This window comes from Mycolicibacterium elephantis DSM 44368, assembly GCF_004014805.1.
Classification (GTDB): Bacteria; Actinomycetota; Actinomycetes; order Mycobacteriales; family Mycobacteriaceae; genus Mycobacterium; species Mycobacterium elephantis.
In genome coordinates, this window is record NZ_ATDN01000067.1 from 136,355 (window position 1) to 162,873 (window position 26,519).

Annotated in this window: 22 protein-coding genes and 2 tRNA genes; 12 read left to right on the top strand and 12 right to left on the bottom strand. The window is 62.4% G+C overall.

Translation table 11 applies throughout. From position 1 onward, the window contains the following. Window positions 1–138: 138 nt before the first annotated feature. Window positions 139–966 carry an endonuclease/exonuclease/phosphatase family protein gene (locus tag MELE44368_RS24565; protein WP_128110864.1) on the bottom strand — a complete coding sequence of 276 codons (828 nt, stop codon included), beginning with the start codon at window positions 964–966 and terminating at the stop codon, window positions 139–141. A 121-nt stretch (window positions 967–1,087) separates the two neighbouring features. Here MELE44368_RS24565 and MELE44368_RS24570 point away from each other — a divergent pair, with 121 nt between their 5' ends. From MELE44368_RS24570 to MELE44368_RS24580, 3 genes are all read left to right on the top strand, one after another. After that, complete coding sequence (locus MELE44368_RS24570; RefSeq protein WP_128110865.1) at window positions 1,088–2,041, top strand: DMT family transporter; 954 nt, start codon at window positions 1,088–1,090, stop codon at window positions 2,039–2,041. A 122-nt stretch (window positions 2,042–2,163) separates the two neighbouring features. Beyond that, window positions 2,164–4,176: a bifunctional phosphatase PAP2/O-acyltransferase family protein gene (locus MELE44368_RS24575; RefSeq protein WP_164890215.1), complete on the top strand. Its 2,013-nt coding sequence runs from the start codon at window positions 2,164–2,166 to the stop codon at window positions 4,174–4,176. A 411-nt stretch (window positions 4,177–4,587) separates the two neighbouring features. Then, window positions 4,588–6,333, top strand: coding sequence for an Ig-like domain-containing protein (locus tag MELE44368_RS24580; protein ID WP_164890216.1), 1,746 nt, complete (start codon window positions 4,588–4,590; stop codon window positions 6,331–6,333). Window positions 6,334–6,389: 56 nt separating this feature from the next. Here MELE44368_RS24580 and MELE44368_RS24585 read toward each other — a convergent pair whose 3' ends face one another. Continuing rightward, window positions 6,390–7,244, bottom strand: coding sequence for a 5'-methylthioadenosine/S-adenosylhomocysteine nucleosidase family protein (locus MELE44368_RS24585; RefSeq protein ID WP_128110868.1), 855 nt, complete (start codon window positions 7,242–7,244; stop codon window positions 6,390–6,392). Between the two features lie 239 nt (window positions 7,245–7,483). Between MELE44368_RS24585 and MELE44368_RS24590 the strand changes: the two genes are divergently transcribed. From MELE44368_RS24590 to MELE44368_RS24600, 3 genes are all read left to right on the top strand, one after another. Continuing rightward, entirely contained in the window at window positions 7,484–8,875 is a 1,392-nt protein-coding gene (locus tag MELE44368_RS24590; RefSeq protein WP_128110869.1) for an HNH endonuclease signature motif containing protein, read from the top strand. Window positions 8,876–9,203: 328 nt separating this feature from the next. Beyond that, a complete protein-coding gene (locus MELE44368_RS24595; protein ID WP_128110870.1) occupies window positions 9,204–10,061 on the top strand; it encodes a class II glutamine amidotransferase in 858 nt (285 codons plus the stop codon). 243 nt (window positions 10,062–10,304) lie between these two features. Next, window positions 10,305–10,565 (top strand): hypothetical protein, encoded by a 261-nt coding sequence (locus tag MELE44368_RS24600; RefSeq protein ID WP_128110871.1) that lies wholly within the window; start codon window positions 10,305–10,307, stop codon window positions 10,563–10,565. Window positions 10,566–10,791: 226 nt separating this feature from the next. Here the strand turns inward: MELE44368_RS24600 and MELE44368_RS24605 are convergent, their stop codons facing one another. From MELE44368_RS24605 to MELE44368_RS24615, 4 genes are all read right to left on the bottom strand, one after another. Then, window positions 10,792–11,199 (bottom strand): hypothetical protein, encoded by a 408-nt coding sequence (locus MELE44368_RS24605; protein WP_128110872.1) that lies wholly within the window; start codon window positions 11,197–11,199, stop codon window positions 10,792–10,794. Between the two features lie 367 nt (window positions 11,200–11,566). After that, window positions 11,567–11,983 carry a nitroreductase family deazaflavin-dependent oxidoreductase gene (locus MELE44368_RS24610; protein WP_128110873.1) on the bottom strand — a complete coding sequence of 139 codons (417 nt, stop codon included), beginning with the start codon at window positions 11,981–11,983 and terminating at the stop codon, window positions 11,567–11,569. A gap of 122 nt (window positions 11,984–12,105) precedes the next feature. Then, a tRNA-Leu gene (locus MELE44368_RS26795) sits at window positions 12,106–12,182 on the bottom strand. Window positions 12,183–12,493: 311 nt separating this feature from the next. After that, complete coding sequence (locus tag MELE44368_RS24615; protein WP_128110874.1) at window positions 12,494–12,823, bottom strand: hypothetical protein; 330 nt, start codon at window positions 12,821–12,823, stop codon at window positions 12,494–12,496. Window positions 12,824–13,474: 651 nt separating this feature from the next. Between MELE44368_RS24615 and MELE44368_RS24620 the strand changes: the two genes are divergently transcribed. After that, on the top strand, window positions 13,475–13,903 hold the full coding sequence (locus tag MELE44368_RS24620) for a very short patch repair endonuclease (protein ID WP_082948538.1): 429 nt from the start codon (window positions 13,475–13,477) through the stop codon (window positions 13,901–13,903). A gap of 8 nt (window positions 13,904–13,911) precedes the next feature. Here the strand turns inward: MELE44368_RS24620 and MELE44368_RS24625 are convergent, their stop codons facing one another. Beyond that, window positions 13,912–14,823, bottom strand: coding sequence for a Cfr10I/Bse634I family restriction endonuclease (locus tag MELE44368_RS24625; protein ID WP_064919233.1), 912 nt, complete (start codon window positions 14,821–14,823; stop codon window positions 13,912–13,914). Between the two features lie 111 nt (window positions 14,824–14,934). After that, window positions 14,935–15,165 carry a type II toxin-antitoxin system RelB family anti-toxin gene (locus tag MELE44368_RS24630; protein ID WP_082948539.1) on the bottom strand — a complete coding sequence of 77 codons (231 nt, stop codon included), beginning with the start codon at window positions 15,163–15,165 and terminating at the stop codon, window positions 14,935–14,937. 130 nt (window positions 15,166–15,295) lie between these two features. Between MELE44368_RS24630 and MELE44368_RS24635 the strand changes: the two genes are divergently transcribed. From MELE44368_RS24635 to MELE44368_RS24645, 3 genes are all read left to right on the top strand, one after another. Continuing rightward, complete coding sequence (locus MELE44368_RS24635; protein WP_128110875.1) at window positions 15,296–16,474, top strand: DNA cytosine methyltransferase; 1,179 nt, start codon at window positions 15,296–15,298, stop codon at window positions 16,472–16,474. A 109-nt stretch (window positions 16,475–16,583) separates the two neighbouring features. Further along, entirely contained in the window at window positions 16,584–17,552 is a 969-nt protein-coding gene (locus tag MELE44368_RS24640; RefSeq protein WP_128110876.1) for a phosphorylase family protein, read from the top strand. 1 nt (window position 17,553) lies between these two features. Further along, window positions 17,554–19,458, top strand: coding sequence for a HEAT repeat domain-containing protein (locus MELE44368_RS24645; protein ID WP_128110877.1), 1,905 nt, complete (start codon window positions 17,554–17,556; stop codon window positions 19,456–19,458). Window positions 19,459–19,539: 81 nt separating this feature from the next. Here the strand turns inward: MELE44368_RS24645 and MELE44368_RS26920 are convergent, their stop codons facing one another. Next, on the bottom strand, window positions 19,540–20,280 hold the full coding sequence (locus tag MELE44368_RS26920; RefSeq protein WP_206613853.1) for a hypothetical protein: 741 nt from the start codon (window positions 20,278–20,280) through the stop codon (window positions 19,540–19,542). A gap of 515 nt (window positions 20,281–20,795) precedes the next feature. On the opposite strand from MELE44368_RS26920, the gene MELE44368_RS24660 reads away from it, so the two are divergent. Continuing rightward, the gene (locus tag MELE44368_RS24660; protein ID WP_128110878.1) at window positions 20,796–21,509 is read left to right on the top strand and encodes a hypothetical protein; all 714 of its coding nucleotides are present in this window, start codon (window positions 20,796–20,798) and stop codon (window positions 21,507–21,509) included. Window positions 21,510–21,645: 136 nt separating this feature from the next. Here MELE44368_RS24660 and MELE44368_RS24665 read toward each other — a convergent pair. Next, window positions 21,646–21,719, bottom strand: a tRNA-Leu gene (locus MELE44368_RS24665). A gap of 124 nt (window positions 21,720–21,843) precedes the next feature. Between MELE44368_RS24665 and MELE44368_RS24670 the strand changes: the two genes are divergently transcribed. Beyond that, window positions 21,844–24,354, top strand: a complete 2,511-nt coding sequence (locus tag MELE44368_RS24670; RefSeq protein ID WP_128110879.1) for an ATP-binding protein — start codon at window positions 21,844–21,846, stop codon at window positions 24,352–24,354. On the opposite strand, the gene MELE44368_RS24675 is transcribed toward MELE44368_RS24670, so the two are convergent. Next, window positions 24,355–25,020 carry a response regulator transcription factor gene (locus tag MELE44368_RS24675; protein WP_064890035.1) on the bottom strand — a complete coding sequence of 222 codons (666 nt, stop codon included), beginning with the start codon at window positions 25,018–25,020 and terminating at the stop codon, window positions 24,355–24,357. Further along, a complete protein-coding gene (locus MELE44368_RS24680) occupies window positions 25,005–26,477 on the bottom strand; it encodes a sensor histidine kinase (RefSeq protein ID WP_128110880.1) in 1,473 nt (490 codons plus the stop codon). The genes MELE44368_RS24675 and MELE44368_RS24680 overlap by 16 nt, the downstream gene beginning before the upstream one ends. Between the last annotated feature and the right edge of the window lie 42 nt (window positions 26,478–26,519).

Here is a 26,519-nt window from a genome sequence, read left to right on the forward strand (position 1 = left end):
CCAACGTCGCTATCCCCGATGGAAGGCCGGCCGCCTGGAGTGTGGCTGAATGCCCACTGTGAACTTGGTCGAACGGAGCCAAGAGCATGGTGATCTTCACCACATCGCAGTTGCGCCAATGCTTTCCGTGCGGATGCTTCAGGCGATCGGCGGGCCCTTTGGCTCCGCGGAACGGCCCGGGCTCGCCAGAGCCGCCGCCACACCCAGGTGGTCGCTCGGCCACACGTCTTCGCGGGGGCTGTCGCAGACGAGGCGCGCATCCAGCACGCGACCCGCACCGTCGCCGGCCCGAACGCCCACAAGGACGTAGTCGATGCGCCGGTCGGGATTCCGGTCCTCGGCGGCGAACGGGTTGACGTTCGTCCACGTGTAGCCGGGATCGTCGGGGTGGACGAGTTCGAAGGCATCCCAGAGGTGACAACTGCGGCCGTCGAGCGCATGCAACCCCTTGATGAACCGCATTTCGGTGGACTTCGGCACGGCGTTGAAATCGCCGCAGACGATCGGCGGGAATTCAGCCGGAGCATGACTCACCACGTCGGCGATTTCTCGGACCTGTCGCTCACGCGCCCAACCGTCGTCGAATCGATACGACAGGTGGGTCGATGAGAACGAAGCGGCACGTCCGTACACGTCGACCTCGACCGTCAGTATCGCTCGTGGCACATCGCCGCTTGAACCGTCGGCCAGAGGGCGACAGTCCGAACTCATGACGGGAAGCCTGCTCAGCACCGCATTGCCGAACTCAGCTCGCTCATACTTGCCAGCCGCGCCGAAAACCGCTGCCATGCCGGTCTTCTCAGCGATCCATGAGGCTTGACACAGGCGTTCCGTCCGGACCACCTCTTGGAGCGCAAGAAGATCTGGCGCGACTTCGTTGATCCAGTCGACGATCGCCTGCCGCCGTTCCTCCCACCGGTGCAGGTTCCAGATATTCAACGTCATCACGGTGACGTGCCCAGCCATTCGCCAATGATCCCACCGGCGGTGCGCCTGCGCGTCGCGCTGCGGTTGCCGGGTATCTAATTAGCGGCAGGACACCACAGAGGGCCGATGACCGCGGCCATCAGACGAACAGAGTGACAGCATGATCGTGGCCACCGTGCTGGGACTGGCGGCAGCGTTTCTGTTCGCGCTTTCGGCGTTCCTGCAACAGCGAGCGGCCCGACGGGCCACGGGCGGCGACACCTCGATCGTCATGCAGGCCAGGGGGCTACGACGGTTGGCCCACCGCCTTCCGCGCAGCCGCACATGGCTGCGGGGCTGGCTGACCAACCTGTGCGGGTGGGTGACCCAGGCAGCCGCGCTGAAGCTGGGCTCGGTGGCCGCGGTGCAGCCGCTGATGTCGGCGCAACTGCTGTTCGCCGTGGGCTTGGCCTCCGCGGAACAACGCCGTTGGCCCCGCTGGCAGGACTGGGCCAGCGCGCTGACGGTGTGCCTGGGCCTGGTGTTGTTGTTGACCACCGAGGGCAGGCCCCCGCTAGGCGGATCAGCGCGGCGCGAATACGTCCTGCTCGCGACGGCGTGCGCTGCGGGCCTGATCGTGTTGTTGGTGGCCATCGGGCGGCTGAGCGCGCCGTGGGTGACCAGCATGCTGCTCGGGGTTGCCGCCGGCGTCTGTCACGCGATGAACGCGGTGTTCATCAAGATGACCATCGAGGATCTCACCGGCCGCGGCGTGGCGGCGACTGCGGTGGACTGGCCCGGATATGCGCTGGCCCTGTCGACGTTGAGCGGTCTGGTGCTCGGGCAGTTGGCCTTCGCCAGCGGCGCACTGCCTCCCGCGGTGGCCGCGATCAACGTGACCAACCCGATCGTCGCGCTGGCGGCGGGGCTGCTGGCGTTTGACGCCCCGGTGTCCACCGCGCCGGGCGCGCTCGCCGCGCTGACGGCGTCGGGGGTGTTGATCGCCGCAGGCGTCATCGGGCTTGCCCACTCTCCCACCGCCAGGGCGATGTATGCGTTGCCGACCAGGCGCAGCACCGATGACGTCGAGCGGGCCACGGATTCACCCGCGGGCCAGGACGGCGACAGAAGATGAGATAACCGCAACCGCGCGGTGGGGCTGACGTCATTCCATGAAGCTGCCAGGTACGGCGCTTAGACTGGCGTTCTCGCCAGCAAGAGGGAGAGACCACGACCTCCGGGTGAAATATGTTGCAGGTGGAGACGCCCGCCGAAGCGGCACGCAGCCCACTCTGGCGCGACATCGCGCTGGGGCTGGCGGTCTTCGGCGTCTACGTGGCGGTTGCCCTGGACGCCTCCGCCGAAGGGCGGCGTGACTTCGCGGACAGCAACGCTCGCGCACTGCTGGATGTGGAGCGGTGGCTGCACATCGACGTCGAGCGATCGCTCAATCAATGGCTGGTGCCGCGTCGTGTGCTGACCGTTCTCGCGAATTACGAGTATGCCTACACCTACATCATCAGCGCGTTTCTGCTGCTGGCGTGGCTTTACCTCCGGCTGCCGGCCGACTATCGGCGGGCCCGCGATTCGTTCATTCTGCTGAACCTCATCGCCATCGCGTGTTTCGCGGTTTTTCCGGTCACCCCTCCGCGGCTGCTGCCTGGCATGGGCTACGTGGACACCGTCGCTCAAGGCGGCACTTTCGGGTCATGGGGCACTCCGCTGGTGTCCTCGGCCAACCAGTACGCGGCGATGCCGTCGCTGCATCTGGCGTGGGCGCTTTGGGTCAGCGTCGTGCTGGCCCGGCTGGCGCGCGGGGTGGCGGTGCAGTTGCTCAGCGCTATCCATGTGGCGGTGACGGTGTTCGTGATCGTCGCCACCGCCAACCACTGGGTGCTGGATGCGGTGGCGGCGATTCCGCTGGTCTGGGTGAGTGTCGTGATGATCGACCGGCGTCAAAGCGTCCGGGGGTTGTCGTTGGTGCCCACCGCAGACGCCTTCTTCCTGCACGTCGAAACCGATTCGGCGCCTCAGCATGTCGGCGGAATGGTGGTGCTGGCGCCGTCGTCGCCGGGTAGGCCGACGCTCGAGGAGATCCGCGAGCTGTTGCGCGCGGAACTGCCGAACATGCCACGGTTCCGGCAACGACCGGAACAGCCGTCGTCGGCGCGGCGCTGGCGCTGGGTCGACGTTGACCCAGCCGACATCGACTGGGACTGGCACGTCAGCGAACGTCCCGCCGCGGGTGGGGCCGACGCGACGGATGTCGACGGTGCGGCCGCGGTGCTGAGCCGCACGGTTGCTCAGGTGGCTACCGAGCGGTTGCCGCGCGACCGCCCGATGTGGCGAATCATCCTGGTACGCGATATCGCACCGGGCCGCTCGGGATTGTTGTTCCTGGTTCACCATTGCGTGGCCGACGGTGTCGGCACCGTGTTACAGGCGCTGAACATTCTGCAACCTCGCCTGAATCTGGCCGCGGATCGCCAAACGCAGCCGGGCAAGCTTCGCAAAGCGGCGGCGATCGTTGCGGGGCTGGCACAGCTTGCCACTGACGGGCGTCCGGCGGCCAAGCTGACGGCCGGCTCGGCGCGCCGCGGGTTTGCCACCACAGCATTCGATCTGAATGTCATACGGACGGTGGCCCGCGAACGAGGTGTGCGCGTCACCGATGTGCTGTTGGGCCTGCTCGCCGTTGCGGTGCGGCGTACCCATCCGGAGTTGTCGGCCGCCGTCGGCCATCGGCTGCGGGTGTCGGTGCCGATCATGTTGCGGGAGCCGCATTCTGCTGCGGCGGGCAACCTGACTGCGGCTGCGATGGTGGATCTGCCGCTGACGGACACCGTCGACGACGTCCGACTGCGTGAGATCAGCCATGCGACGGCGCGGTTGCGGACCCCTACAAGGGCTTTGGCGTCGCGGTTCGTGATGGCCACGGTGCTCGGACTGTGTCCGGTGGGCGTACATCGCTGGTTCGCGCGCAAGGTGTACGGGCCGGCGTTCCTTCAGGCCATCGTGTCGAACATGCCCGGCCCCGAGCCGGCCATGTCGATTGCGGGCATACCGCTGGACCGGGTGGTGCCGATCCTGCCGCTCGCGCCCGGAGCGCCGATAGCGTTGGGTGCGCTCAGCTGGACAGGGACGCTCGGTGTCGGGCTGGCCGTCGATGCCGGGCTTGTCGACGGGGGTCGCGTGGTCCTGGCGATGGCGCAGGCCTTCACGGAACTGCGTGCGCTGGGTGTGAATTCGTCGTCAAGCGCAATGAACTGACCGGGGCTTGAGCCGATGAGTGCCGAGCGCAACGCCGCGTATTGACCGTCGAAGAACCGTTGTGGACGAACGACTCCCGGGAACCTTTTCCCGAGCGTAAAATGCGAAGCCGCAGGCAGCACGATGCAGGAGGTGAGCGGCCGCAGGCCGGACCGCAGTGCCGCCCAAAGGAGTGCATCCAGGGCGGCCGAATATCCGCGCGCCCTGATACTTGGTGTCGAAGGGCTCGGGGCGCTCGCCATCGCGGCTGGGTTGGGTCTCGCGGTCGCTCCGGCTGTGGCACAGGCCGAGCCGACGGCCTCGTCGGATGCCACCTCGGGCGCCTCCTCCGCAGCTTCCGCGTCTCGCTCGGGCGATTCCGCTGCTTCCACGAAACCGGCGTCTGCGGTCGACTCCAAGCCGGAGACGAAAGTGCGCAGTTCGGGCGGCGCGCTTCTGTCGGGCGTCACCAAGCGCATCGCATCGGGAACGAAAGTCGGCGCCCGTCAGGCCGAAATGACCGATCGTTCGGACTCCGTGACGACGAAGCGACGCGCTTCGCCGCTGTCCCGCGACGACTGGACGCCCCGGGCCCGTACGGCGGCATTGAGCGCCACGCCGTCGACTGACGGTGAAGATCTCCCGCCCGGCACCGAAGTCGACCGCCAAAGCACCGTCACACCAAGGCTTTCCGTCGCAGCTCCAGCGGAATCCGCCCCGACACCACCCGCGACCGACGTGACGTCGAGCAGGTCGGCGACGGCGCCGATCACATCCGCGCAGACCTCGCCCGCGACACCGCCGACACCGCAACGCGTTGCCGTGGTGTCGACGCCGCTGGCCTCGGTGTTGGGTTCGCCGGCGGCCGACAGCCCGTCAGCACCCGCCCATCCACCGTTGGTGGAGGCGTTGTTGGCTTGGGTGCGCCGCCAGTTCCCTGAGACAGAGCTCAACACGCCACCGACCGTCTCATACGACTCGGCGCACACCATCCAGGTTCTCGACGGGACCATCACCGGCACCCTCGGCGTCAGCGATCCCGACGGAGACCGAGTCAGACTGGCCGTCGCCCGACAGCCCGAGAACGGGACCGTCGTCGTCGCGCCGGACGGCACCTTCACCTACATTCCCAATGCCGGCTACGCCGGTCCGGACACTTTCACCGTGCGCGCCACCGACAACACCGGGCTGCTTGTGCACGGACTGCTGCGTCTGGTCATTCCGGGCTTCCACACCGGTTCGACCACCGTGGAATTGACCGTCGCCCAAGTGGAAACGATCCAGGTCGGCGATAAACCCATGGGCATCGCACTGGCCCCCGAAGCGCCCCGCCTCTACGTCACCAACAACGGAGCCGACACGGTGTCGGTGATCGACACCACCACCAACGAGGTGATCGGCACCATCCAGGTAGCCAACGGCCCGACGACCGTCGTGCTCGGTATGGGCGGCGTCATCGCCTACGTCGGTAGCCAGACCGGCTGCAGCGACTGCAACGGCGACACGTTGGCGGTGATCGATGTCTTCAACGACGCGAACCAGGTCATCACCACCCTCGAGGTCCCTCCCGTCCCCCAAGGTTTGGCCGTCAGCCCAGACGGGACCCGGGTGTATGTCGCCAGCGTCGCCGAAACGCTGACGGTGATCGACGCCAACAGCAACGAAGTCACCGCCTCCGTTCACATAGACACCGGCCTGGAAGACGTGGCGGTCAGCCCCGACGGCAGCCGCGTGTACGTTGTGGGCTTCGTCGGAAATGTCGGCGCCGTGTACGTCATCGACGCCGCCACCAACGAAGTCATCACCCAGATTCCCGTCGGCACCTTGGCGTCCAACCTCGCGGTGACTCCGGACGGCAGCCACGTCTACGTCCCCAACGCCGCTACCGCCGAGGACAACACCGTGTCGGTGATCGACACCGCCACCAACACAGTGGTCGCCACCATCGAGGTGGGCCAAGGCTCCGCGGGCGTGGCGGTCAGCCCGGACGGCACCCGCGTCTACGTCGCCAACTTCACCGACAACACCGCCTCGGTGATCGACACCGCCACCAACAAGGTGATCACCACGATCGAGGTAGGCACCGGCCCCGACCAGATCGCCGTCAGCCCCGATGGCACCACGGTTTACGTCACCAACTTCAACGCCAACACCGTCTCGGTGATCACTCTGAACTGAGTCCGGCGTTCCGAGTGCCCGAACCGACACTGGACGCAGCTACTTGGCTATTCGGTCTAGCCGGGTGCGGGCGGACGCTCAGCCGGCGGTGGGCCGAGCGCCTCGATCATCGCCACGACGAATGCCGCCGCCGCTGAGGCCGCGAAATGTTGCCAATTGTCCCGCTTGTGAGCATCGGCGAAATCGCTGACCGCCTTGACAACTCCCCACGCGGGTTCCACGTCGTAGGTCGCGTGAGCGACACCCAGACTCTCCATCTCCACCCCGATGAGCTGGGGCCAATCTCGCCTCAGGCTGTCGCCCCATTCCTTGTCCGCGATGACTTTCTCCCCGGACGCCAGCACACCGAAATGAACCTTCAGCTTGTCGGAACGCTTGCTGGCGACTTCGGGCGGGATTCGCGCCCACCAGGAGGTACGGCCGGCGAACTCGGCGGCCTTGATGAGCTTGTGCGATGCGTGGTAGGCCTCGTACCGGTGCTCGAATATGCCGTTGCTCAGCTTGCCCGTCTCGTAGTTCACGACCTGCGTGGGTACCAAGATGTCGCCGAGATGCTGATGTTGCGTTCGAAACCCACCAGCGATACCGCAGAGGATCACATATTCGGGGTTCCACGTCGCGATCGCGTCACGCGCTGCGATCGCCGCGTGGAGATTGCCCGACCCGGCGATCGGGTAGACCACCACCCGCCGCGAACCGATGTAGCCCGCATAGTGCGATCGCATGCCGGGCGTCGCCGACCAATCGGTCAGCAGGGGTCCGAGCGCAGCCGCCTCCATGCCGAGCGCGGCCAGTACCACCACGCTCGCCCAAGGATCCGTTGAGCCACAATCCATCCGCTGAGGCACCGTCCCGCTCCGCGTCGAATGGTTTCCGCACCGTAATTGCACCATGACATCGACGCCGGACATAGCCGCGTGGGGATTCACCAATCGCTGGATCTTCGGGGCCGATCGGCACCTGCGCGCGGTGCCGAAAAGCTAGTCGGCAATGCCGTTCGAGCCGTTGGCGCCTGCGCCGCCTGCGCGCCTATGCCGCCGGACCGCCAGGCGCCTGACGCTGCCGTTCCCGCGAAACCACTTCTGTCACTTTGCTTTCTCCAGTCTCAGATCCCGGATTTCTGTCAGTGCTTCGAACTAGTGTTCGAAGCATGAGTTGGAGCGCGGTGTCGAATCGAGAGGTCATTTCGGCGGCCTTCGATGCGCTCGACTCTGCCTTCGACTCGGTGCTCGGACTGCAGTTCGATGCGATGACGGACGCCGAGAAGGTGGAGTTATGCGTCCGGCTCGAGCGCAACATGCGTCGCGCACCGGTGATCGGGCATAGGTTGGTCGGTGCGCTTGCGGCTGAGGCCGATCCGCAGGCTTTGGGTGGTACGTCGTTGGCCGACGTGCTTGCCACCGCGCTCCGCATCTCGAAGGAGGCTGCGAAGCAGCGCATCAAGGACGCCGATCAACTTGGTCCTCGACAGACATTTACCGGAGAACCGCTCGAACCAAAGCTCCGGCACGTCGCGGCGGCTCAGCAGCGCGGCGACGTCGGCGCTGAGCATCTGCGTGTCATCTCCAAGTTCTTCGACAAGTTGCCGTGGTATATCCCCGTCGACCTGTGCGACGCGCTGGAGGCCCATCTCGCCGACCTGGCCAGCGGACTCGGTCCCGCGGAACTAAGGAAGTCGGCCGAAAAGTTGGCCTATCTGGCCGACCAGGACGGTCAGCCACCGACGGACGAAGAGCGAGCCCGCAAGCGCGACTTCAAGATCCATCCCCAAGACGCCGACGGGATGAGCAAGGTCACAGGCTACTTGGATCCCGAAGCAACCGCGACTCTCAACGCTCTCCTGGCCAAGTATGCCGCTCCCGGCAAGTGCAACCCGGACGACGAGACACCGTGCGTTGATGGTGAACCGGAGCCAAGCGCGAAGGCGGCCGATTCGCGCTCTGCCGGTCAACGCCGACACGATGCGCTCAAGGCGATGGGCCGGGCGTTGTTGGCCTCGGGCGCGCTGGGGCAGCACAACGGTTTACCGGCGACCATCATCGTGTCCACCACGTTGCAAGATCTGCAATCCGCTGCCGGACACGGCGTCACCGGGAGCGGCTCGTGGTTGCCGATGAGCGATGTGATCCGGCTGGCCAGCCACGCATACCACTATCTCGCGGTGTTCGACAAGCACACCGAAGAGGCACTCTATCTCGGCCGCACCAAGCGCTTCGCGTCGCCGGGACAGCGGATTGTGTTGCACGCCAAGTACCGTGGATGTACGCGACCGGGCTGCACGGTCCCCGCAGATTGGTGCCAGGTTCACCATGTCGACGGCTGGGCAGCCGAAGGCGGAACCACCGACATCGACAAGCTCACCCTCGCCTGCGGTCCCGACAATCGGCTCATCGAAAAGAGCGGATGGACCACCCGCCAGCGGGCGGACGGCCGCACGGAGTGGATCCCACCACCAGACCTCGACACCGGACAAACGCGAGTCAACAACTACCACTTTCCGGAGAGGTACCTGCTACCCGACGATGACGACGATGTCCCGTAGCGCTCGCCGCCAACCCTTCCGGGTTGCGTGAACCGACACCGGGCACATCACAAAGGGTCCGGTGGGTTCTCCTCTGTCTAGAACTGGAAGCGCTGCTGTACTTCAACATCGAAGTGCGGCAGCGCTTTTCTGATGCAACGGCGGAGGAACTCAGCACGCGGACCTTCTCCTCCTCACGTTCGAGAGCTCAGCTACTGAGCGCTCCGGAGGCGGAAAGTCTGGCACATTTGCAGGCCGAACCGTCCCCGTGTGGCCTGTCATTGGAGTAAGACAGACCGCATGACTGATCCGCACGGCGGTGCGCACCGACGGCTCAGGCGTTGATCCGATGTGCCGTCTGTTCGCTCTGCACGCCGGCCGCCCCGTCACCGCGACTTTCTGGCTACTCGATGCGCCGGACAGCCTCACCGCACAGAGCAAGCGCAATCCTGACGGCACAGGTCTGGGAGTGTTCGGCGCCGACGGCGACCCGGTGGTACTCAAGCAGCCGATCGCCGCATGGCGCGACCTCGCCTTCGCGACCGAAACCCGCGAGATGTCGGGTACGACGTTCATCGCTCACGTCCGCTACGCCACGACGGGTCCCGCCGCGGAGGCGAACACCCATCCGTTTCTTCAGAACGGAAGGATCTTCGCGCACAACGGCGTCGTCGAGGGTCTTGAGATCCTCGATGCCCGGCTCGCCGAACTCGGTGCCGCCGAATGGGTACGCGGCGACACCGATTCCGAGCGGGTCTTCGCATTGATCACGGCATCCATCAGAAGCCACGGTGACGACGTGGGCATGGGGTTGGCGGAGGCACTGCGCTGGCTGCGCGAGAACGTTCCCATCTACGCAGTCAACGTGCTTTTGGCCACCGCGACGGACCTGTGGGCGTTGCGGTATCCCGACACCCACGAGCTCTACCTGCTCGACCGCACCGCCGGGGGGCACGGCGAATTCAGCATGCACAGCGCACGAATCAAGGCAGGCAGTTCACACCTGCACGACGCGCCGTCGGTTGTCTTCGCCAGTGAGCCGATGGACGACGGACCTTGGCAACTGTTGAATCCCGGCGAGCTGGTCCACGTAGGCGCCGACCTGAAGATCACTCGTCGCATGGTGTTGCCCGACCCGCCACTGCACCCGCTCAAACGATCCGACCTCGACCCCGTGACGGCGGTAGCACAGCACCCCACATCCTGACGCGATGCGACGCCCGTTGCCAGTATTTACATGCCCTCGGTGGCTGTGACGACGGGCAGCGGGAATCGATGCCCCGTCTCGGTGGGTCGCGGCTGCCGTGCAAGCCGATTGTGGGGCCCTGCGGAGTGGCCCGCGGTGCTCAGGCGATCGGGATGCCGCCCCAGTTGGTCAGCTTCCAGCCCGATCCCGGACTCCCGACGACCACGATCGGGCCCAGATTCGGCAGCGGTTTGGTCGCAAGCAATGAGTCGTTTCCACGATCTCGACCCGGACGAACTTCGCGAACTGGCGCCCAGGATCCCGATGGAGCTCGTCGAGGAGTTGATGTTCATCGGCAATGCGACCGAGATCGCCGAGCGGGTTAGCGGCTACGCCGCCAACGGACTTGAACACACGATCGTGGCCAGCGTGACGGGAGTAGTGGGTGGCATCGACGAAATCACCTCCGACACAGGTCAATTGATCGCACTGTTCGCTGCGCTGCGTGAAGTTACGCCGAGATAGGGTGGTGACTCACTGACGCGTCACGCAGTAGTGCACCTCGCATAGAGCATGGGCATCTGCGGGTGGAAAGTCCTGGAGCGGCTAACCGATGTCGGGCGACGTCCATCTACCACCGGCCGACCGTCGCGATGCCCGATTGGCGTCACTTGTTCTCGTCGCGCATCACCCGGGCGGTTCGGACGGCCGCCGCGGGGATGCGCATCGCTGAGAGTTACCGTGCTGGCCCTTAGGGCGACACGCCGAAGAACACGTCAAATGGCGTCCTAGCCGGCGCGTCGCTGGCGTTCGGAGCGTCCACCCCGATGTCCGGGATCCATTCAGGATTCTCGACGCCATTGCGCCCGTCGCCGATCGTCACCTTCGGCTCGGTGTTCACGATGTCGGTGGACGTATCCACGCCCGGTGTGACTAGGCCGCCGACCGGTTTGTCGTCGGTGACGACGATCGTGCCCGTCGAACCGGTCACCGGTCCCGACGAAATGGATATGCCGCTGGACGGGCCAGTGCTCGTCTGGTCCTCTTCGCCTGTGTCGGCGGATGCGATGAACGGGTTGAACACGATCAATGCTGCGAGAACAGGGGCAGCGGATGCCATCAATGCGATGCGGGCACCGCGTCCGTGCGTGTACTTCATGGGATTCTCCTTGTGTCGTTGGATGTTTCGTGTCGACTTCGGTGTCGGCAGCAGCACCTACCCTCCAGGCCGCGAGGCCCGGCGCCCATCCGCCGATCAGCCCGCGGTCCAGGGGAAACTGATGTCCCCCAATCGGTGGAACGCGCCAGGGTCAAGTCCTCGGGCCACGGGGCGGGCAAACGCACCATTCGAGCAGTGAGTCTGAGATACCTCTTGCGGACATGAGGAAACTGACTCTGTCAGCGATAGGGTTATCACTGTTTCTGAGCCTGAAGCCGGCAATGCTGCATCCGAGCAGTTAGCGAGCGCTTATTCGTTGAGTTCCGACGCGCGTTTAGAGCAAAGCTCCGAATGCGATCCCAACTACTCAGGCGCCTGCGTACCGATTGCCAGTGACAGAGCCCGCATTCGTTAGCAGCATGGCTGCCTCGTTGTACGGAAACGCTCGGTACAGCAGCCGAGAACGCGGTATGACGAGGCCCGCGGCCTCGTCCTTGCTCACCACCCGTGGGTTGACGAGCGCGACAGACTGTCCACGCTTGCGTAGCACCGTCGGTCCGCCGGCCAGCACGTTCTTCAACCAGTCCGTCTGTAGGCCGTAGCCGATAAGGATGGCGTAGCCATCATGGGTCTTGAATACCAGAAGAGGCGTTCGATATCGCTTACCCGACTTCCGCCCGACGTGCTCGAGCGTCCCGAGGTTCGGAAGCCACGGTGTAATCGTGCGAGCCGCCGGATTTGTGACTCTCCTGTTGAACTCTGCGATACGGCGAGGCACGCGCATTCTCGGAGTCTAGATATTGTTCGAAGTTCCTCGCTGACGCGGTGCTGACGCAAGGAGCTGCCAACGACAGCGACCGCTCGAATGTTCGAGTCGCAATCGGCCCCTGCATGCAAGAACTCCGGTGCCCCCAGTGGGACTCGAACCCACACTGGACGGATTTTAAGTCCGCTACTCAGAGCGTTTGTCGCGATTGAGAGGCGATGAAGTGATTTGCAAAATAGTAGCTAGCTGCGGGTTAACACCATACGACGTTGGCAGACGTTGAGTGCATTTGCAGACATGTGCATACACTCTGTTTACACTACTCGGCGAGTCTGGTGAGAAACTGTCTAGGCGAAATATCGGATCGGCGTACTTGCGCCAGCTAGGTGGCCATGTTTGGCCAACCGGTGTGAAGTTTCGAGGTTCCCGACAGTTGATCCCGCGATCGAGTTTGATGGACAAGCCTGAGAAAGGTGTGAGGGGCCACGTCCGGTGACTCGGGTCAGTATGTCCCGGCCGACACACTAATCAGCTGTTTGGCGCGGCAAACCTTCGGAGGAATCGCAGAAACTCTCGCCTGCGCTCCCCATCGACGCTCGGCAGTCCAGCGGTGTAGCGCGTCGAGATTACTTTCTTGGTCAGATCGCCGCCAGCATCCAAAGTCTCGAGCGCATCGATCACGGTTGACAAACGCGTCCTCCTGGTTGTGTGGAACCGGTCGGTTGCGACGAACCAGTTGAGCCGACTGACATCGACATCGACGCTAACCGCTGGTTCGGGCAATAACGACCATGCCTCGGACACAAGCTTTTCTAGGTGGGGGCTGACCGGCTGCTCAGAGTAGATCTGGCGCGACACGGCTTGGAGCGTCTGCTGGACGATGCCGCCCTCGAGATCCGAGCTTTGAAACTTGAGATGGGAGCCATACGAGGTTTGGCACGAAGGTATTAAGCAAAGGTATTCGGCTCGCGAGGCGATCAGAGTCGACCTTCCGCCAAATATGGGCAGCGACAAACTCTGAGCCCATCCGACGGCCGTTTAGACGGCTCCCCTTCGGACCGCGAATGTTAAGGCTTCGCGGTACTGACTTCACCAGCGAATTATCGTCTCGAAAAAATCCGTCCCCGTTCGGCGATCCCCATTCGTCGGGGATGTTCCTTGCCTTGCTGCCCCGGCACGTCGGGTCGCGTACGACCCACGGCAGAAGTATGGGGCTGTGCCGGTAGGCGTCCAGCGGGAGCCATATGGCCATACTCTGCACGAGGAGTTGGGGCACCACACCAATCAGTTCGGGTTCTGATTCAAAGAGGTCGACGAAGAACCGGTAAAGCAGATCATCGCCGTGCACCACCTTCTGCCTTGCCATGCAGTCTCTCTCGTTCGATGCGTGCCAGGTAGTCCAAGGCGGCCCGCGTGTAGACAACTCGTCACTCCTAGCGTGGCAGTCCATTGTCGGGCATCTCGGCCGGCCGGACTGCCGAAACGGGTGGGCTGCCGTGGTTAGGCAGAATGACTGACGTGGGCGAGGCCGGTTGGGTTAAGACGGACTGGAGTGGCCAGTTGGGTGGCCGCCGATCCAAGGACACGAAGCCTGAGGTCTTGCTGCGGCGGGAATTGCATCGGCTTGGAGCGCGCTTCCGACTGCACCGTCGATTGGCTAAAGGCTGTGTTCCCGACATTGTCTTACCTCGCCGTAGACTCGCAGTGTTCGTCGATGGCGACTTTTGGCACGGCTGTCCGCGCCACTGCCCTAACCGAAATCCGAAGGGGCCGAACGCCGCCATGTGGCAGGCGAAGTTCTCTGCTACGCGCGAGAGAGACGCAAGGGCGACTGCTATTGCGCAGGAGCAGGGGTGGATAGTAGTACGCCTTTGGGAATGCGAGGTAATCGAGAATCCGGCCGCTGCTGCGCGGCGTGTGCTCGATGCGTCTGAGTAAATGGTCTCTTATTGAACGCTGGCCATACGCTGATCTAGGAACGCGAGAAACCGGTCAACGAGTGGCATCGGGGTCGTGGGAATGTAGAGCTCGCGAACTGACCGGTGAACCTTTGGTGAATTGACCGCAACGGCGTAGATTGTCGCGGCGGCGTAGATGTCCATAGCAGCGGTGCCCTCAATCGACAGCGTGTGTACCTCGAAATCGACTCGAGGGGCTCTGAGGAAGTGCTCCAGTAACAGCTGCATGATGTTTGCCTCGTACAGCGGCTGATACAGACGATCGCTGCGGAGGCTACGCTTTGCTGCGATCGCAAGTATCAGTTCGCCAGGCTCGATTCTTCCAGCCAGTTCGCCGTATGACGAGTTCAATATCGTTTGCTGTGGCAGTTTGAGGTTATCGAGCGGGGTGCGCCACCGGTCATCCAAGCGAGACGCGGCGTCGGGCAGCACAACAATCGCAATATCAGGCGTACTCGTTGGGATGGTCAAGTCCTTGGCCCTGAGCGGCGCCCGGACAACTTCGATAGCTTGACGAGCTTCCGCGTTAAGCAACCGCACCCAATCGTAACCGCGCGGCAGGTTCAGTACCGCGACCTGCCGAGAGGGAAGAGGCGACAGTGTCGGCTTGGTGTAGCGTGGCGTAGCTGGCCAATCGCCGGTTGTCATATACATGTTCCACATAGCCGCAGCGTTCCAGAGCATTGCTGTGGTGATCGTTTCGTATAGGTCACCCAGAACTTTCGCTTTGGCGTTTCCGGATACGACGTAATCCTGCTGAAACCTTAGCTCCCCCTCTTCGTCGGCATTGTTGATGCCTTGTTGGACGAGTTCACGAATGTCTGTGGTGTTGTACACGTGGCTGCTAGAGAACCCCGGAACCCATTGATCGAATGTGTAGCTCAGAATGTTCTGCTGCATTAGCCGGAATCTTGTGTTACGCCCTCGGATAGGTGAGTTACGTAGATCAGCTACGAGTTGATCGAGTGGGTCCAGCGCGGACGTTGCGACTCTACTGAATAGGTAGGGCACCTAACTCAACTCCTCGGCTCGTTTGAGCAAATCGCTTAGTCGCACACCTAACGCAGACGCCAAGCGCGTCATCGAGTCAAGAGTCGGGTTCCGGGTTCCCCTCTCAACCCCACTGACGTAGGTGCGATCAAGACCAGCTAGCTCCGACAAGCGTTCCTGCGAAATGCCGAGACTCGATCTTGCCTCCCGAATCGCGAGGCCGAGTTCCGTGGCGAGTCCGCAGGTCGGCACACGGGCAACGTATGTCTTAGTGGCCTATATGCCCACGGCCTATAGTCGACATTCGCCGGCGATCGGCGAGCCTGCGTGACTTTTATGTCGGTGGTCGAACATAGTTTCTAGGGTGTCGAAGGGAGTGAGGGTGGGTTACAAGGCGGTATCGCTGTTCTCAGGGTGCGGAGGATTCTGCGAGGGTGTGAGGTTGGCTGGGTTCGATGTGCAAGCGGCCGTCGAACTAGATCGATTCGCTTGCCAGACGTACCGGCACAACTTCCCCGAGGTGCCACTGATGGAGGGTGACATCCATGATTTTCTCAATAGGCATTCAGCCGTTTGGCGGAAGGAAAAGCAGCGATTCGCGCACCTCGCTGATGAGGAAGTCGATCTCGTCTTCGGCGGTCCGCCCTGTCAGGGCTACAGCCAGATCGGCACGAGAATGTTGGATGATCCGCGAAATGAGCTGTACGCCGAATTCGTACGGGTTCTCCGCACGCTTCGGCCTCGTGTGTTCCTGATGGAAAACGTCCCGAACATGCTGCTACTTGCGAAAGGTCGGTTCAAGCGAGAAGTGCTCGAAGCGTTTGCCGACAATGGCTACTCAAACTGTGGCGTGGTTGTCGTGCCTGCAACTGCAGTGGGAGTGCCCCAACTTCGCAAACGCGCAATCTTCTTTGGCGTGCGGGACGGCTTAAATCTCGGTCAACCGGCAGAGAGCTTTTTTTCGTCGGGTCTCGACCAGGAAAAGCAACCGGAACAGTGGGTACGTCATGCTATTGGCGACATCCCGGAGCGAACCGCGATCCACTACGAGGATCTGAAGTATCCGAAGGCACGCGCCGGTAACGACATTCTTGATGAGCTTCGCCTCGACCGTGATGGTCGTTGGTACTCGTCGGCCTACAAACTTCGGCAAGCTGGTGGGCAGCTCCGCTTGTTTAATCACCATACGAAGGAGATGCAGGAGCGTAGGCGACTCCTCATCTCGCACCTGAAGCCTGGGGCTAAAGCTGACACCCTCCCTAAGGAAATCTGGAACGGCGCGCGGCCAGAGAAGTGGCGACGGTTGCACCCTGACAAGCCTGCCTACACAATCCTCGCGCAGATGCATCGTGACATGTCGGAGTGGGTGCACCCCAGTTTTGAACGGTGGATCACCGTGCGTGAGGCCGCTAGGTTGCAGTCTTTCCATGACGGTTTCGTGTTCAAGTCAAGTGAGTGGCAAATGTTGAAACAGATCGGCAACGCCGTGCCACCCCTGTTGGGGCGCGCTGTCGCCGCGGTCGCCGAGTCAGCTCTGCTGCAACTTGACGGGCTGGCGTGACACCTGGGATCTCTAGAGAGGTTCTAGCCCTCAAAATTCCTAATTAGGCAGCCGGGAGAGTGATAATCGGAACTGAAGCGGCCAGGTGCTCTGGCGAAGGGGGCAGCAAATGGTTGACGGACGGGCGGGTCATGCGCGCGTGGTTATCCTCGGTGTCACTCCACTTGAATCCGAGGTGCAAAACGAAGAGTTCGGTGCGGACACCGAGGTCATGAGTGAAGGTGTATTTGCTCCAAGAGCTACGCTCAATTGTACGACGGCCGACGGTAAACCCTGCCTCCCATTGATTCTCGCGGTATGTACCGACCGGTCTAACGGCCCCGCCCAGGAAACAGCGATGCACCTTTTAGAGCGATGGAAGCCCGAATATATTATTCTGTGCGGCACCGCGGGCGGCATTCTCAGGCGCGAAGAACGACCTCACAGACAGCCACGGTTGGTGGGTCCGGTACCAGGTGACGTCGTTGTAGGCGAATTTATTCACTATGCGGATTACGGCAAGAAATTGCAGGGCCACGAATTCAAACATCGGTACCTGCCCGTCGTTCATCCTCCGACGAGACTCACTAAGAAGCACACGCAGAAGCTAACGAGCTTTCCGTACGAGTGGCCAGAGCGTGTCCTAAAACATCACCCAAAGTATCGTCGACGCAATGGCGTTTCGGTCGTCGGGAGCACGCCCACGATACATCGCGGAGAGATCGTTGCCGTCGAGGCTGTTGCCGGTGACCCCCTGGATTCCAAACAGCAGTGGCTCGTTTCTCACTTTGATAAGGCGCTGGCAGTAGACATGGAGTCACATGGGGTCGCACGCGCTCTCCACGACAACGAGATGGGCGTTCACTATCGACCTAGTTGGCTCTGTGTCCGGGGGATTAGTGACCCAGTGGTGGGCTCCGACGAGGACCTCCAGCTGCTGAAAAAGAACAAGAACAATGAGAGGGAGCGGCGAAAGTGGGAACGTTATGCAGCTTCGGCCGCCGCTCACGTCGCACGGGTAATCACCGAGCGAATACTTGCGACGCCCCGACCACCCCATCCTCAACAAATAGGTGCACCCGCCTGGAAAGCGAATTAGAATGGCTAGCACGAAAGGCAAAGTCTCAGCTACAACCGATTTTGACTATGAAATCCGTTTATGCAGCAGTTTCGACGATGCCCTTTGGATTTCTGGCTCCCCTACGGATATAGCAGGCCTAGTTAACGTCGGATTCGAACGCGGGCGTATTCTGCTCCAGGCCCCGGGTGGTAGTGGCAAGAGCTACACCTTGAGGCGGATTGCAGATACCGATTTCGCCAGACCGAACGGGCTCGAGGTAGTGTTAATCGATCTCGGTAGCTACGGCCTTGACATGCTGAGGATGGCGGTTGAAACATCCTTTGAATTCGAGCTCGGGGAATTGCTGCTTGGCGGAGGGCCAATTCTCCTACTGGTCGATGGTTTAAATGAGATACCCCGTTTATTTTCTGAGAAAGTGCTAGATGTTGTCGATAATCGTGCATATAACAACCCAAATTTGGCAGTCGTCGTCGCCGATCGGCTAATCAGACGCAGCATAGACCTGGACCGCTGGGTACTGGCTACGCTAGCACCTGTCAGCAGGGAGAAGGTGAAGGCTGCTCTAGGCGTTAGTTCGATTACCGATGAGGACTATCAGTTCTTGCAGTCGCCGGCTAATCTTCGCTACTCGCTCGCACTGCGCACGCCATCGGCATCGAGAAGCGGTAACTATCTCGAATTCCTGCAAGGACACCACTTGCGTCCGCTCGATATTCAAGCTCTGAGTGATTTTGCGTACGAAGCATACAAGGACAGCGTAGAGACCGGGCAAACCCGAGTCTTCAAACTCGATGCTCTGCGGAAACTCAACAGAGAGTTGTTGAGCCGAACGCTCGATGCGGGAATAATTACCCGCCTAGACAACGGTCACGGCCGGTTTATACATCACCTGATGCATGACTTCCTTGCATCAAGGTCGGTATCAGCAAACCCTCGTTTATGGAGCCCGAGGGTATTCAACATATTAACGTTGAATCGGTCAACATTTGATAGCCTTTCCATGCTCTTCGAACAATGTGCCGAGAAGGATCAGCTAATTCGTGCTATTCAAAACTGGGACTTGTATGCTGCCGCCTATATCTTATTTGGAGTTTCGGGTCTCGACGAAGGGCATTGGCTTCGGTCTACGGAGTACCAAATACTTTCGATGATCGGAGAAAGAGTCTTTGACTGGTTTGAGTCGAGTGCCGTTATGGCTTCAGACGCACTGAAGCTTTATTCACGAAAGCCGTCGACCGGTGTTTACGCTAGCGAGCTTCTGAATTCGCCGAGTCTCACAGAAACAGTCGCGCTGGCTCGTCAGCGGATGGAGAAACGTGAAGACTGCGGAGCGTGGTTATCAGTCTTCGCGCGGGACGTGCCGCTGGAACTGTTAGTAGAATATATCGAAAGCGACGATGGCGCCATTGGTTGGACGGCAGCAAACGCGTTGCGACGCAATTTCCCGACGAGTCTAATTCCGAATCTTGTTAGGCATTGCGCGTCCCGGAGGCCAGCAGTGCGATGGCGGGCAGTTCATGTCTTGGGCGCCACCGCTTCAGGTGAAGTGGAGGACGCGCTATTTGATAGGTTATCGTTGGACCCTCATGACACCGTGCTCTACGGAGCTCTGCGGAGCATCATCGAGCATGCGGGGCGGATTGGCTCTCGAGCGCACAGGAAGCGAGTCCTCGATCGACTTTCTGAAAACGCGGCGATAATCTTCACTCGCCCCGGCCTGGCACGTCAGTTCGAGCGCTGTGCGCCTCTTTCGCCAGATCGACCGTACCCTCCCGGTTGGGCTAACGACGTCGGTAGCGTCATTGAGGAACTGCTAATTCTCTCGACCACAGTCACTGAGCAGGACAGATGGCGGTCGCTGTCAGCAAGACTCCGTGCTAACGAACGACGGCGCGCCGACGCCGACGTAGTCGCCGCAATGTGACTAAAAGCGTTCCGGCGAGTCGCAGTCCAGAGTCGCGCGACGTTCTGAGGTAGCTGTCGCAGAACTTTAGATTTGAGACACCTACCTTGATCGCCCCGGTGGCAGTGCGCGCAACTGGTTGGCCAGCGCGATCGCGTCCTCCCCGGTGATCGGCTCTGTATGCACGTAGGAGCGTTTTGGCCGATCGGGCCGCTGTGATGGCCTGGGCGAGCGGTTCTCATGGCCCTCTCGGTCTGCTGGGCCGGTGAAACCCAACTCACCGTAGTCACGGCTCACCGGCTCGGACGGCTCATGCAGATCATCGCTGGGGCCGTGGGGGTCTGGCGGGCGTTGGGAGCGTGGGCCAGAATAGATTCCCTCGAAAACTTCTTCATAGGGCTTGATTGATCCGACCTCTAGTTGCTCGCGGGGTTTGAGGCCAGCACGATTCAGTGAGTCTTTGATTGCATCTAGTTGCACCGCAGCGGGTTTGGTGTCATCAAAGGCTACTTCAATAAGCTTGCCCATCAATCGGTTTGAGGCCATCTCGACACGAACTCGCGCCTTGTTGACAACGTGTCTAGTTGAACCGCCGTGAGTCCTGCACACGGTCGAACCGGCGATGGCGAACTTTCTGCACCGTTCTCCTTTGGCATTTGTTCCGACACAACGTCTTTCGGCATTTGATTCCAGAGATTGATTGTACTGAGCGACGTTAATCTCATCGGTTGATAGGCCATCTGGTGTTCGGTTCGGTTTGGGCGGGTAGGTAGAGGATTTGCGCGAGCTCATCGAAAAAGCCTTGAGCAACAATGGAGACGCATCGAAGTCACCGCGATCCATGAAGCAGGCCACGCCTACGCCGCAAAACTGCGCGGTGGCACAGTCAGTGCGGTCACCCTTGACCCCGGCATGACCGTGTTCCGATTGCGCAGCCGATTCAAGTACTTTCGTAATGGAGCGAGGCTTGCCACCCCTGAGCCCCTACCGCCCACCGATGACCAACCCTTCATCTTCTTCGCAGGACCGTGGGCAGAAGCAAAACTACGCCAAATCAGCACCGGAGCGGACTTTTCACGCTGTTTAGAGGCTGCGACAAAAAAGAACCACTCTGATGCCGCGCAGTACCACCAGCACCCAAACATCACCGCCTGGTCTTCTGAGCTAGAAACCCACTGGGACCAGCTCGTGGCCCTAGCACACCGCCTACTGACCACACACCGCTTCGATTCCTACTACGGATGAGTTGACTCTTTTTCTAACTGCCCACCAGTGGGCAGTTAGCACTTGCGCACTAGTGGCGAGGTCTGTTCTAGAGCCTGAGCCGGTTTTTCTTAGCGTGGTTGTACCGTGCCGCTATGGAGACTTCAATGCTGTCACTGGCGCTTACTGCGGGAACGCTGATAGTGGCGGCGGCGACGTTCGCATTCGTACTCATCGGTGAACTTCGGTTCAGACGGCGGTTTGTCGGTGTGCAATGGTGGCTGCACTACGAGAAAGACGAAAATGCGCCTCAAGAAACGCTGCCAAACGTTCCCCGTTACTACGCTTACAGACTCACAAATCTGGGGAGCGAGTCAGCTACCCACGTATCTATCGAAGCTACATCGGGCCTACAATCTACCGGGGCGAAGGCGTCATTCGTAAAATCCGGCGAAACCCTAAGCGGCATTCGAATTGAGTCAGCGGATTTCGATCACGATTGGCTATTGGTTGACTGGATAGACGCTAGCGACAGGCGATTCATTCGATATCAGTGGTTCCCGCTGAATCCCACCGGCCCACTTGAGAAGTCCGCGCAAAAGCAGTTGCATGAGGCCAATACTAGGGCTTGGTTTCAGCGGCTCCGCGATCGCTGGGCAGGCACAAAATCAGTAGGCCCGGGGGACGGTGTTCTTTGGACGTCAGTTCGCAATGGAAAAGGTGGTTACGAAGAATACTTCAGAAACCATCAGAAAGCCCGTAAACTGTTAGATCAAACGCGAGAATCACGTACTGGTGTAAAGACCGAATTTATTTACGATGAAGACACTCTGCGAGTGAAATTTTCCAGTAGTTCACAGGATGAATAACCATGCGCGGCCAATGTTTGCTAGTTTCCGTACCAGGCTTTGTACTGCTGTTGGAGTGCTGTTAGACAACTCCGACTGCACAGCTAGCTACCTAATTAGTTCAACTTCATAACACTACTAGCTGCAAGAACTTCGGTGCCCCCAGTGGGACTCGAACCCACACTGGACGGATTTTAAGTCCGCTGCCTCTGCCAATTGGGCTATGGGGGCTGACCCGGGGAGCACGCTACCGCTTGGCCTCGACCATCCAGAATATCGGCCCTGTGACCTGCGCTGATGCATCCAACGGGCGGTAGCCGCCCCCGGCACGGCGACCATCAAGGAAAATAGATCCATGGGCATTCTCAGCCGAAACCGTGGCGACCTGCGCATCTACCTGGGCGCTGCGCCAGGCGTCGGCAAGACCTACTCGATGCTGGCCGAGGCGCACCGGCGCATGGAACGCGGGACCGACGTCATCGCCGCCGTCGTAGAGACCCACGGCCGCCGCAAGACCGCCCAGCGGCTCGCCGGCATCGAGGTGATGCCACCCCGCATCGTCGAGCACGACGGTGAACGCCACCCCGAGATCGACCTCCCCGCGATCCTCGAGCGGCGGCCCAAGGTCGTGCTCGTCGACGATCTCGCCCACACCAACGCCCCCGGAAGCAAGAACGCCAACCGCTGGCAGGACGTCGAGGAGCTGCTCGACGCCGGCATCACGGTGATCACCACCGTCAGCGTCCAGAACCTGGAGAGCCTGGCCGACATCGCCACCCAGATCACCGGCGTCGAAACCAAGGAGCGCATACCCGACGAGATCGTCCGCGCAGCCGACCAGATCGAGCTGGTGGACATCACGCCACAAGCGTTGCAGCGCAGGCTCGCTCACGGAAACATCTATCCACCGGAACGTGTCGACGCCGCGATGTCGAACTATTTCCGGGTCGAAAACCTCACCGCGTTGCGGCAATTGGCGCTGCTGTGGCTGGCCGACCAGGTGGACGCCGCCCTGGCGAAGTACCGTTCCGACAAAAAGATTCCCGACACCTGGGCGCCCCGCGAGCGGGTGGTGGTCGGCGTCACCGGCGGCCCCGAGTCAGAAACCCTGGTGCGCCGCGCCTCTCGTATCGCCTCACGGTCGGGTGCGGAGCTCATGGTCCTTCACGTCGTGCAGGGCGAGGGCCTCACCGGGATCTCGTCCCAACAGAAGAAAGCCGTGCGCGACCTCGCCGTCAGCCTCGGCGCGACGATGCACACCGTCATGGCCGGCGATGTCGCCTCGGCGCTGCTCGACTTCGCCCGCGACGTCAACGCCACCCAGGTCGTCATCGGCAGCACCCGACGGTCGCGATGGGCGCGCCTGTTCGAGGAGGGCGTCGGCGAGGCGGTCGTGCGGCAGTCCAACACCATCGACGTCCACATGGTCACCCACGAGGACGCCGGGGCCGGTTCCTCGGCGGCCCGTAACACGCCCCGACGGCGACGCGTGCTGTCTTGGCTTGCCGCCGTCGCGATTCCGCTCGCGATCTCCGCAGCGACCGTGTCCCTGCCCGACGGGCTCCTCGGGATCGGGTCTCAGACCGCACTGTTCTTCACCGGCGTGCTCGGCGTGGCCCTGCTGGGCGGACTGGTCCCTGCGGTGTTGTCGACGGTGCTGTCCGGGGTGTTGCTCGCGTACTTCTTCGTCGCACCGGCGAACACGTTCGCGATCACCGACACCAACGGCGCGATCACTGCCGCGGTGTTACTGGTGGTCGCTGTCATGGTGGCCGCCCTGCTCGACCACACAGTCCACCGGTTCCGTGAGGCGCGCCGGGCGTCGCAAGACGCCGAATTGCTTTCGCTGTTCGCCGATTCGGTGCTGCGCGACGCGGATCTCGACGTGTTGCTCGAACGGATCCGCGAGGCTTACTCCCAACGCGCCGTGAGTTTGGTTCACCTCCACACCGGCGACGTCGTCGCCGCAGTGGGCAAGGACCCGTGCAGCGACGTCGATGACGCCGACACCGCAGTCGACGTCGGCGACGACGAGTACAGCATGCTGCTGGCCGGCCGGCCGCTCACCACTCACGATCGCCGGGTGATCAGCGCCGTCGCCAAACACGCGGTGGATCTGGTAAAACGACGCGAATCCGCCGAGGAGGCCAGCAGAAGCGGCGCCGTCACCAAGGTGGACGAGTTGTGGCGGTCGCTGACGTCAGCGGTCAACCACGGTCTGCGCACGCCACTGGCGGCGGCCAGAACGGCGACCTCTGTGCGCGGCGGTGACGCCGACTTCCCGCCTCAGGACACCACGGATCTTCTGGCCACCGGCGAGGAGTCGGTCGACGAACTCATGGCCGTCGTCGGCAACCTGCTCGACTCGTCTCGTCTGGGCTCTGGAGCAGTCCGGCCGAATCCCGGCCCCGTCGACCTCGAGGAGGCCGTGCAACGGTCGCTGGTCGGGATCAGCACGGGCAACACCGATTTCACTCGGCGCGGTATCGAGCGGGTCAAGGCGACCGTTGACGGCACGGCGGTGCTCGCGGACGGCGTGCTGCTCGAGCGCGTGCTGGCTAACGTGATCGACAACTCCCTCCGCTACGCGTCCGGCAGCGCCGTCCGGGTGACCGCGGGCCAGGTCGGCGACCGGGTGCTGATCGCCGTCGTCGACGAGGGCCCGGGCATCCCCCGAGGCACCGAGGAACAGATCTTCGAGCCGTTCCAGCGGTTCGACGGCGGTCCCAGTATCGGTGTCGGGCTTGGCCTTTCGGTCGCGCGGGGATTCGTCGAAGCGATGGGCGGCACGATCTCTGCCTCCGACACTCCTGGCGGTGGCCTTACCATCGAGATCGACCTGCCCGCCGCACCGAAGGACGCTTAGTCACTCGACGGTTTCGAGCCGGTATCCCATGCCCCGCAATGTGACAAACCGGTTTGCGCCGAGCTTGCGCCGCAGATACCGCACGTAGACGTCGACGACGTTCGATCCCGGGTCGAAGTCGTAGCCCCACACGTGGCTGAGCAACTGCTCCCGCGACAGCACCTGCCCCGGATGGCGCAGGAACGTCTCGGCCAAGGCGAACTCCCGCGCCGACAAGTCCACCGTGCGACCGTCGACCTGGGCCTGCCGCGTTCGAAGATCCAAATGCAAGCCTCCGCAGGACAGTACGGTCAACTCCGGCGTTCGATCCGGTGCCAACCGCACTCGGATGCGAGCCAGCAGTTCCTCGAACCGGAACGGCTTGGGCATGTAGTCGTCGGCCCCGCCTTCCAGCCCGGCAACCGTGTCCTGCACGCTGGTGCGCGCCGTCAGCACGATCACCGGGATCGGATGGTTCTCCGCCCGCAGCCTGCGCAGCACCGCGAACCCGTCCATCTCCGGTAGCCCGATGTCGAGCACCATCAGATCGAACCCGCCACTCACCGCGTAGTCGTACGCCGACGGCCCATCTGCCACCACCGTGGTGGTAAACCCGTTGGCGGACAACCCCTTCTCGATGAACGAGGCGATCCTCGGCTCGTCCTCGGCAATCAGTATCCGCGCCATTGACCCTCCATCACCGCCGGAATCACGACGGTGAACGTCGCTCCCCGGCCGGGTATGCTGTCCAGCCACACGTCGCCGCCATGCGCGACCGCGATCGCCCGAACAATCGAAAGCCCAAGCCCAGCACCGTCAGAGCGTCTCGGCCCACCTCGGGCGAAACGCTCGAAGATCCGCGCCCGCTCGTCGTCGCTGACGCCCGGACCGGAATCTGATACCCAGAACCGCAGCGATCCACCCGACAATTGCGACCCCACCCCGATCCAGCCGCCCTCCTCGGTGAAGCGAGCCGCGTTGTCGGCCAACGCCACCAGCGCCTGCGTGATCCGCTGCGGATCCAGCACTGCTGTCGTCCGCGCCGCCGTCTCCAATTGGAAATCACGATGCGCGAGGCGGCTGATCTTCGAGAACGTTTCCTGCGTCAGCGCTTCCACGTCGACGACTTCGGGATGCAGGAACGACGGCTGCTCGGACTGCGCCAACAACAACAGGTCCGACACCATCCGGTTCATCCGCCCAAGCTCGTCGTCGACCAGAGCCACCGTCGACGCCACATCCTGCGGGTCGGCGGGATCGAGCACCTCCAGGTGCCCCCGCACGATCGTGATGGGCGTGCGCAGCTCGTGGCCCGCGTCGTCGATGAATCGCCGCTGCGCCGACACCCCCGCCTCAACGCGGTCGAGCATGCCGTTGATGGTGGCGACCAGCCGGTCGAGCTCGTCGTCCTTGCCGCGCGACGGCACCCGCAGCGACAGGTCGGTGTCGCTGATCATCCGGGTGGTGTCGGCAACGTCGCGCAGCGGACGCAGGATCCGGCCGGCCAGGATCCAGGCCGCCGCCGCGGCGCCGAGCATCGTCACCGAGCCGACGATCAGCATCAACCGGGCCGCATCGTTGGCGGCGCCGCGTTCGGCGTCGCCCATGTACGCCGCGACGATGACACCGCGCGCGGGGTCGCCATCGAGGCGGACCGGGATCGCGAGATAGCGCACCTCGCCGGCCTCGGCGTGCTGGTACCGCCCCTCCACCGGCTCGGTCACGGTGGCCACGCGCTCGGCGAACGCAGCGTCCTGCGCCAGCACCTCCTGCGCGCCGGGCTCCTGCCTGCTCTGGGTTCGGTACCGCCCGTCGACATAGCCGAGAAACTTCTCGTTGGGCCGGGCGATGTTGTAGGCGATGGCCTCCCGAATCACCTCTTCCACGCCGGTGAACGGCTCGCCGGTACGCGGGTTCACGCCCGGCTCGGTCAGCTCGGCGAACTCCTGCACCTCAAAGCGCAGCGCCTCGTCCATCCGCGCGTCGATCGCCCGAACCAGCAGCTGCCACGTCACGAACGTGACGACGCCCAGCGCGGTCAGCACCAGCAGCAGCACCCAGGCGATGATCTGCGTGCGCGCGGTCCACGGCCGTAGTCGACGCCATCTCCGCCGCGGGTCGACCGGGGCAGATTCAACGGTCATCGTCGTCCTCCCCGGGTTGCTGCGTCTCTAGTACCCATCCTC

What these genes read in the sequence shown, in the direction of transcription:
- MELE44368_RS24565 (WP_128110864.1), bottom strand. Translation starts at nt 966, where the DNA reads ATGGCTGGGCACGTCACCGTGATGACGTTGAATATCTGGAACCTGCAC.
- MELE44368_RS24570 (WP_128110865.1), top strand. Translation starts at nt 1,088, where the DNA reads ATGATCGTGGCCACCGTGCTGGGACTGGCGGCAGCGTTTCTGTTCGCG.
- MELE44368_RS24585 (WP_128110868.1), bottom strand. Translation starts at nt 7,244, where the DNA reads ATGTCCGGCGTCGATGTCATGGTGCAATTACGGTGCGGAAACCATTCG.
- MELE44368_RS24590 (WP_128110869.1), top strand. Translation starts at nt 7,484, where the DNA reads ATGAGTTGGAGCGCGGTGTCGAATCGAGAGGTCATTTCGGCGGCCTTC.
- MELE44368_RS24595 (WP_128110870.1), top strand. Translation starts at nt 9,204, where the DNA reads ATGTGCCGTCTGTTCGCTCTGCACGCCGGCCGCCCCGTCACCGCGACT.
- MELE44368_RS24600 (WP_128110871.1), top strand. Translation starts at nt 10,305, where the DNA reads ATGAGTCGTTTCCACGATCTCGACCCGGACGAACTTCGCGAACTGGCG.
- MELE44368_RS24605 (WP_128110872.1), bottom strand. Translation starts at nt 11,199, where the DNA reads ATGAAGTACACGCACGGACGCGGTGCCCGCATCGCATTGATGGCATCC.
- MELE44368_RS24610 (WP_128110873.1), bottom strand. Translation starts at nt 11,983, where the DNA reads ATGCGCGTGCCTCGCCGTATCGCAGAGTTCAACAGGAGAGTCACAAAT.
- MELE44368_RS24620 (WP_082948538.1), top strand. Translation starts at nt 13,475, where the DNA reads ATGACTGACGTGGGCGAGGCCGGTTGGGTTAAGACGGACTGGAGTGGC.
- MELE44368_RS24625 (WP_064919233.1), bottom strand. Translation starts at nt 14,823, where the DNA reads ATGCAGCAGAACATTCTGAGCTACACATTCGATCAATGGGTTCCGGGG.
- MELE44368_RS24640 (WP_128110876.1), top strand. Translation starts at nt 16,584, where the DNA reads ATGGTTGACGGACGGGCGGGTCATGCGCGCGTGGTTATCCTCGGTGTC.
- MELE44368_RS24645 (WP_128110877.1), top strand. Translation starts at nt 17,554, where the DNA reads ATGGCTAGCACGAAAGGCAAAGTCTCAGCTACAACCGATTTTGACTAT.
- MELE44368_RS26920 (WP_206613853.1), bottom strand. Translation starts at nt 20,280, where the DNA reads ATGGATCGCGGTGACTTCGATGCGTCTCCATTGTTGCTCAAGGCTTTT.
- MELE44368_RS24660 (WP_128110878.1), top strand. Translation starts at nt 20,796, where the DNA reads ATGGAGACTTCAATGCTGTCACTGGCGCTTACTGCGGGAACGCTGATA.
- MELE44368_RS24670 (WP_128110879.1), top strand. Translation starts at nt 21,844, where the DNA reads ATGGGCATTCTCAGCCGAAACCGTGGCGACCTGCGCATCTACCTGGGC.
- MELE44368_RS24675 (WP_064890035.1), bottom strand. Translation starts at nt 25,020, where the DNA reads ATGGCGCGGATACTGATTGCCGAGGACGAGCCGAGGATCGCCTCGTTC.
- MELE44368_RS24680 (WP_128110880.1), bottom strand. Translation starts at nt 26,477, where the DNA reads ATGACCGTTGAATCTGCCCCGGTCGACCCGCGGCGGAGATGGCGTCGA.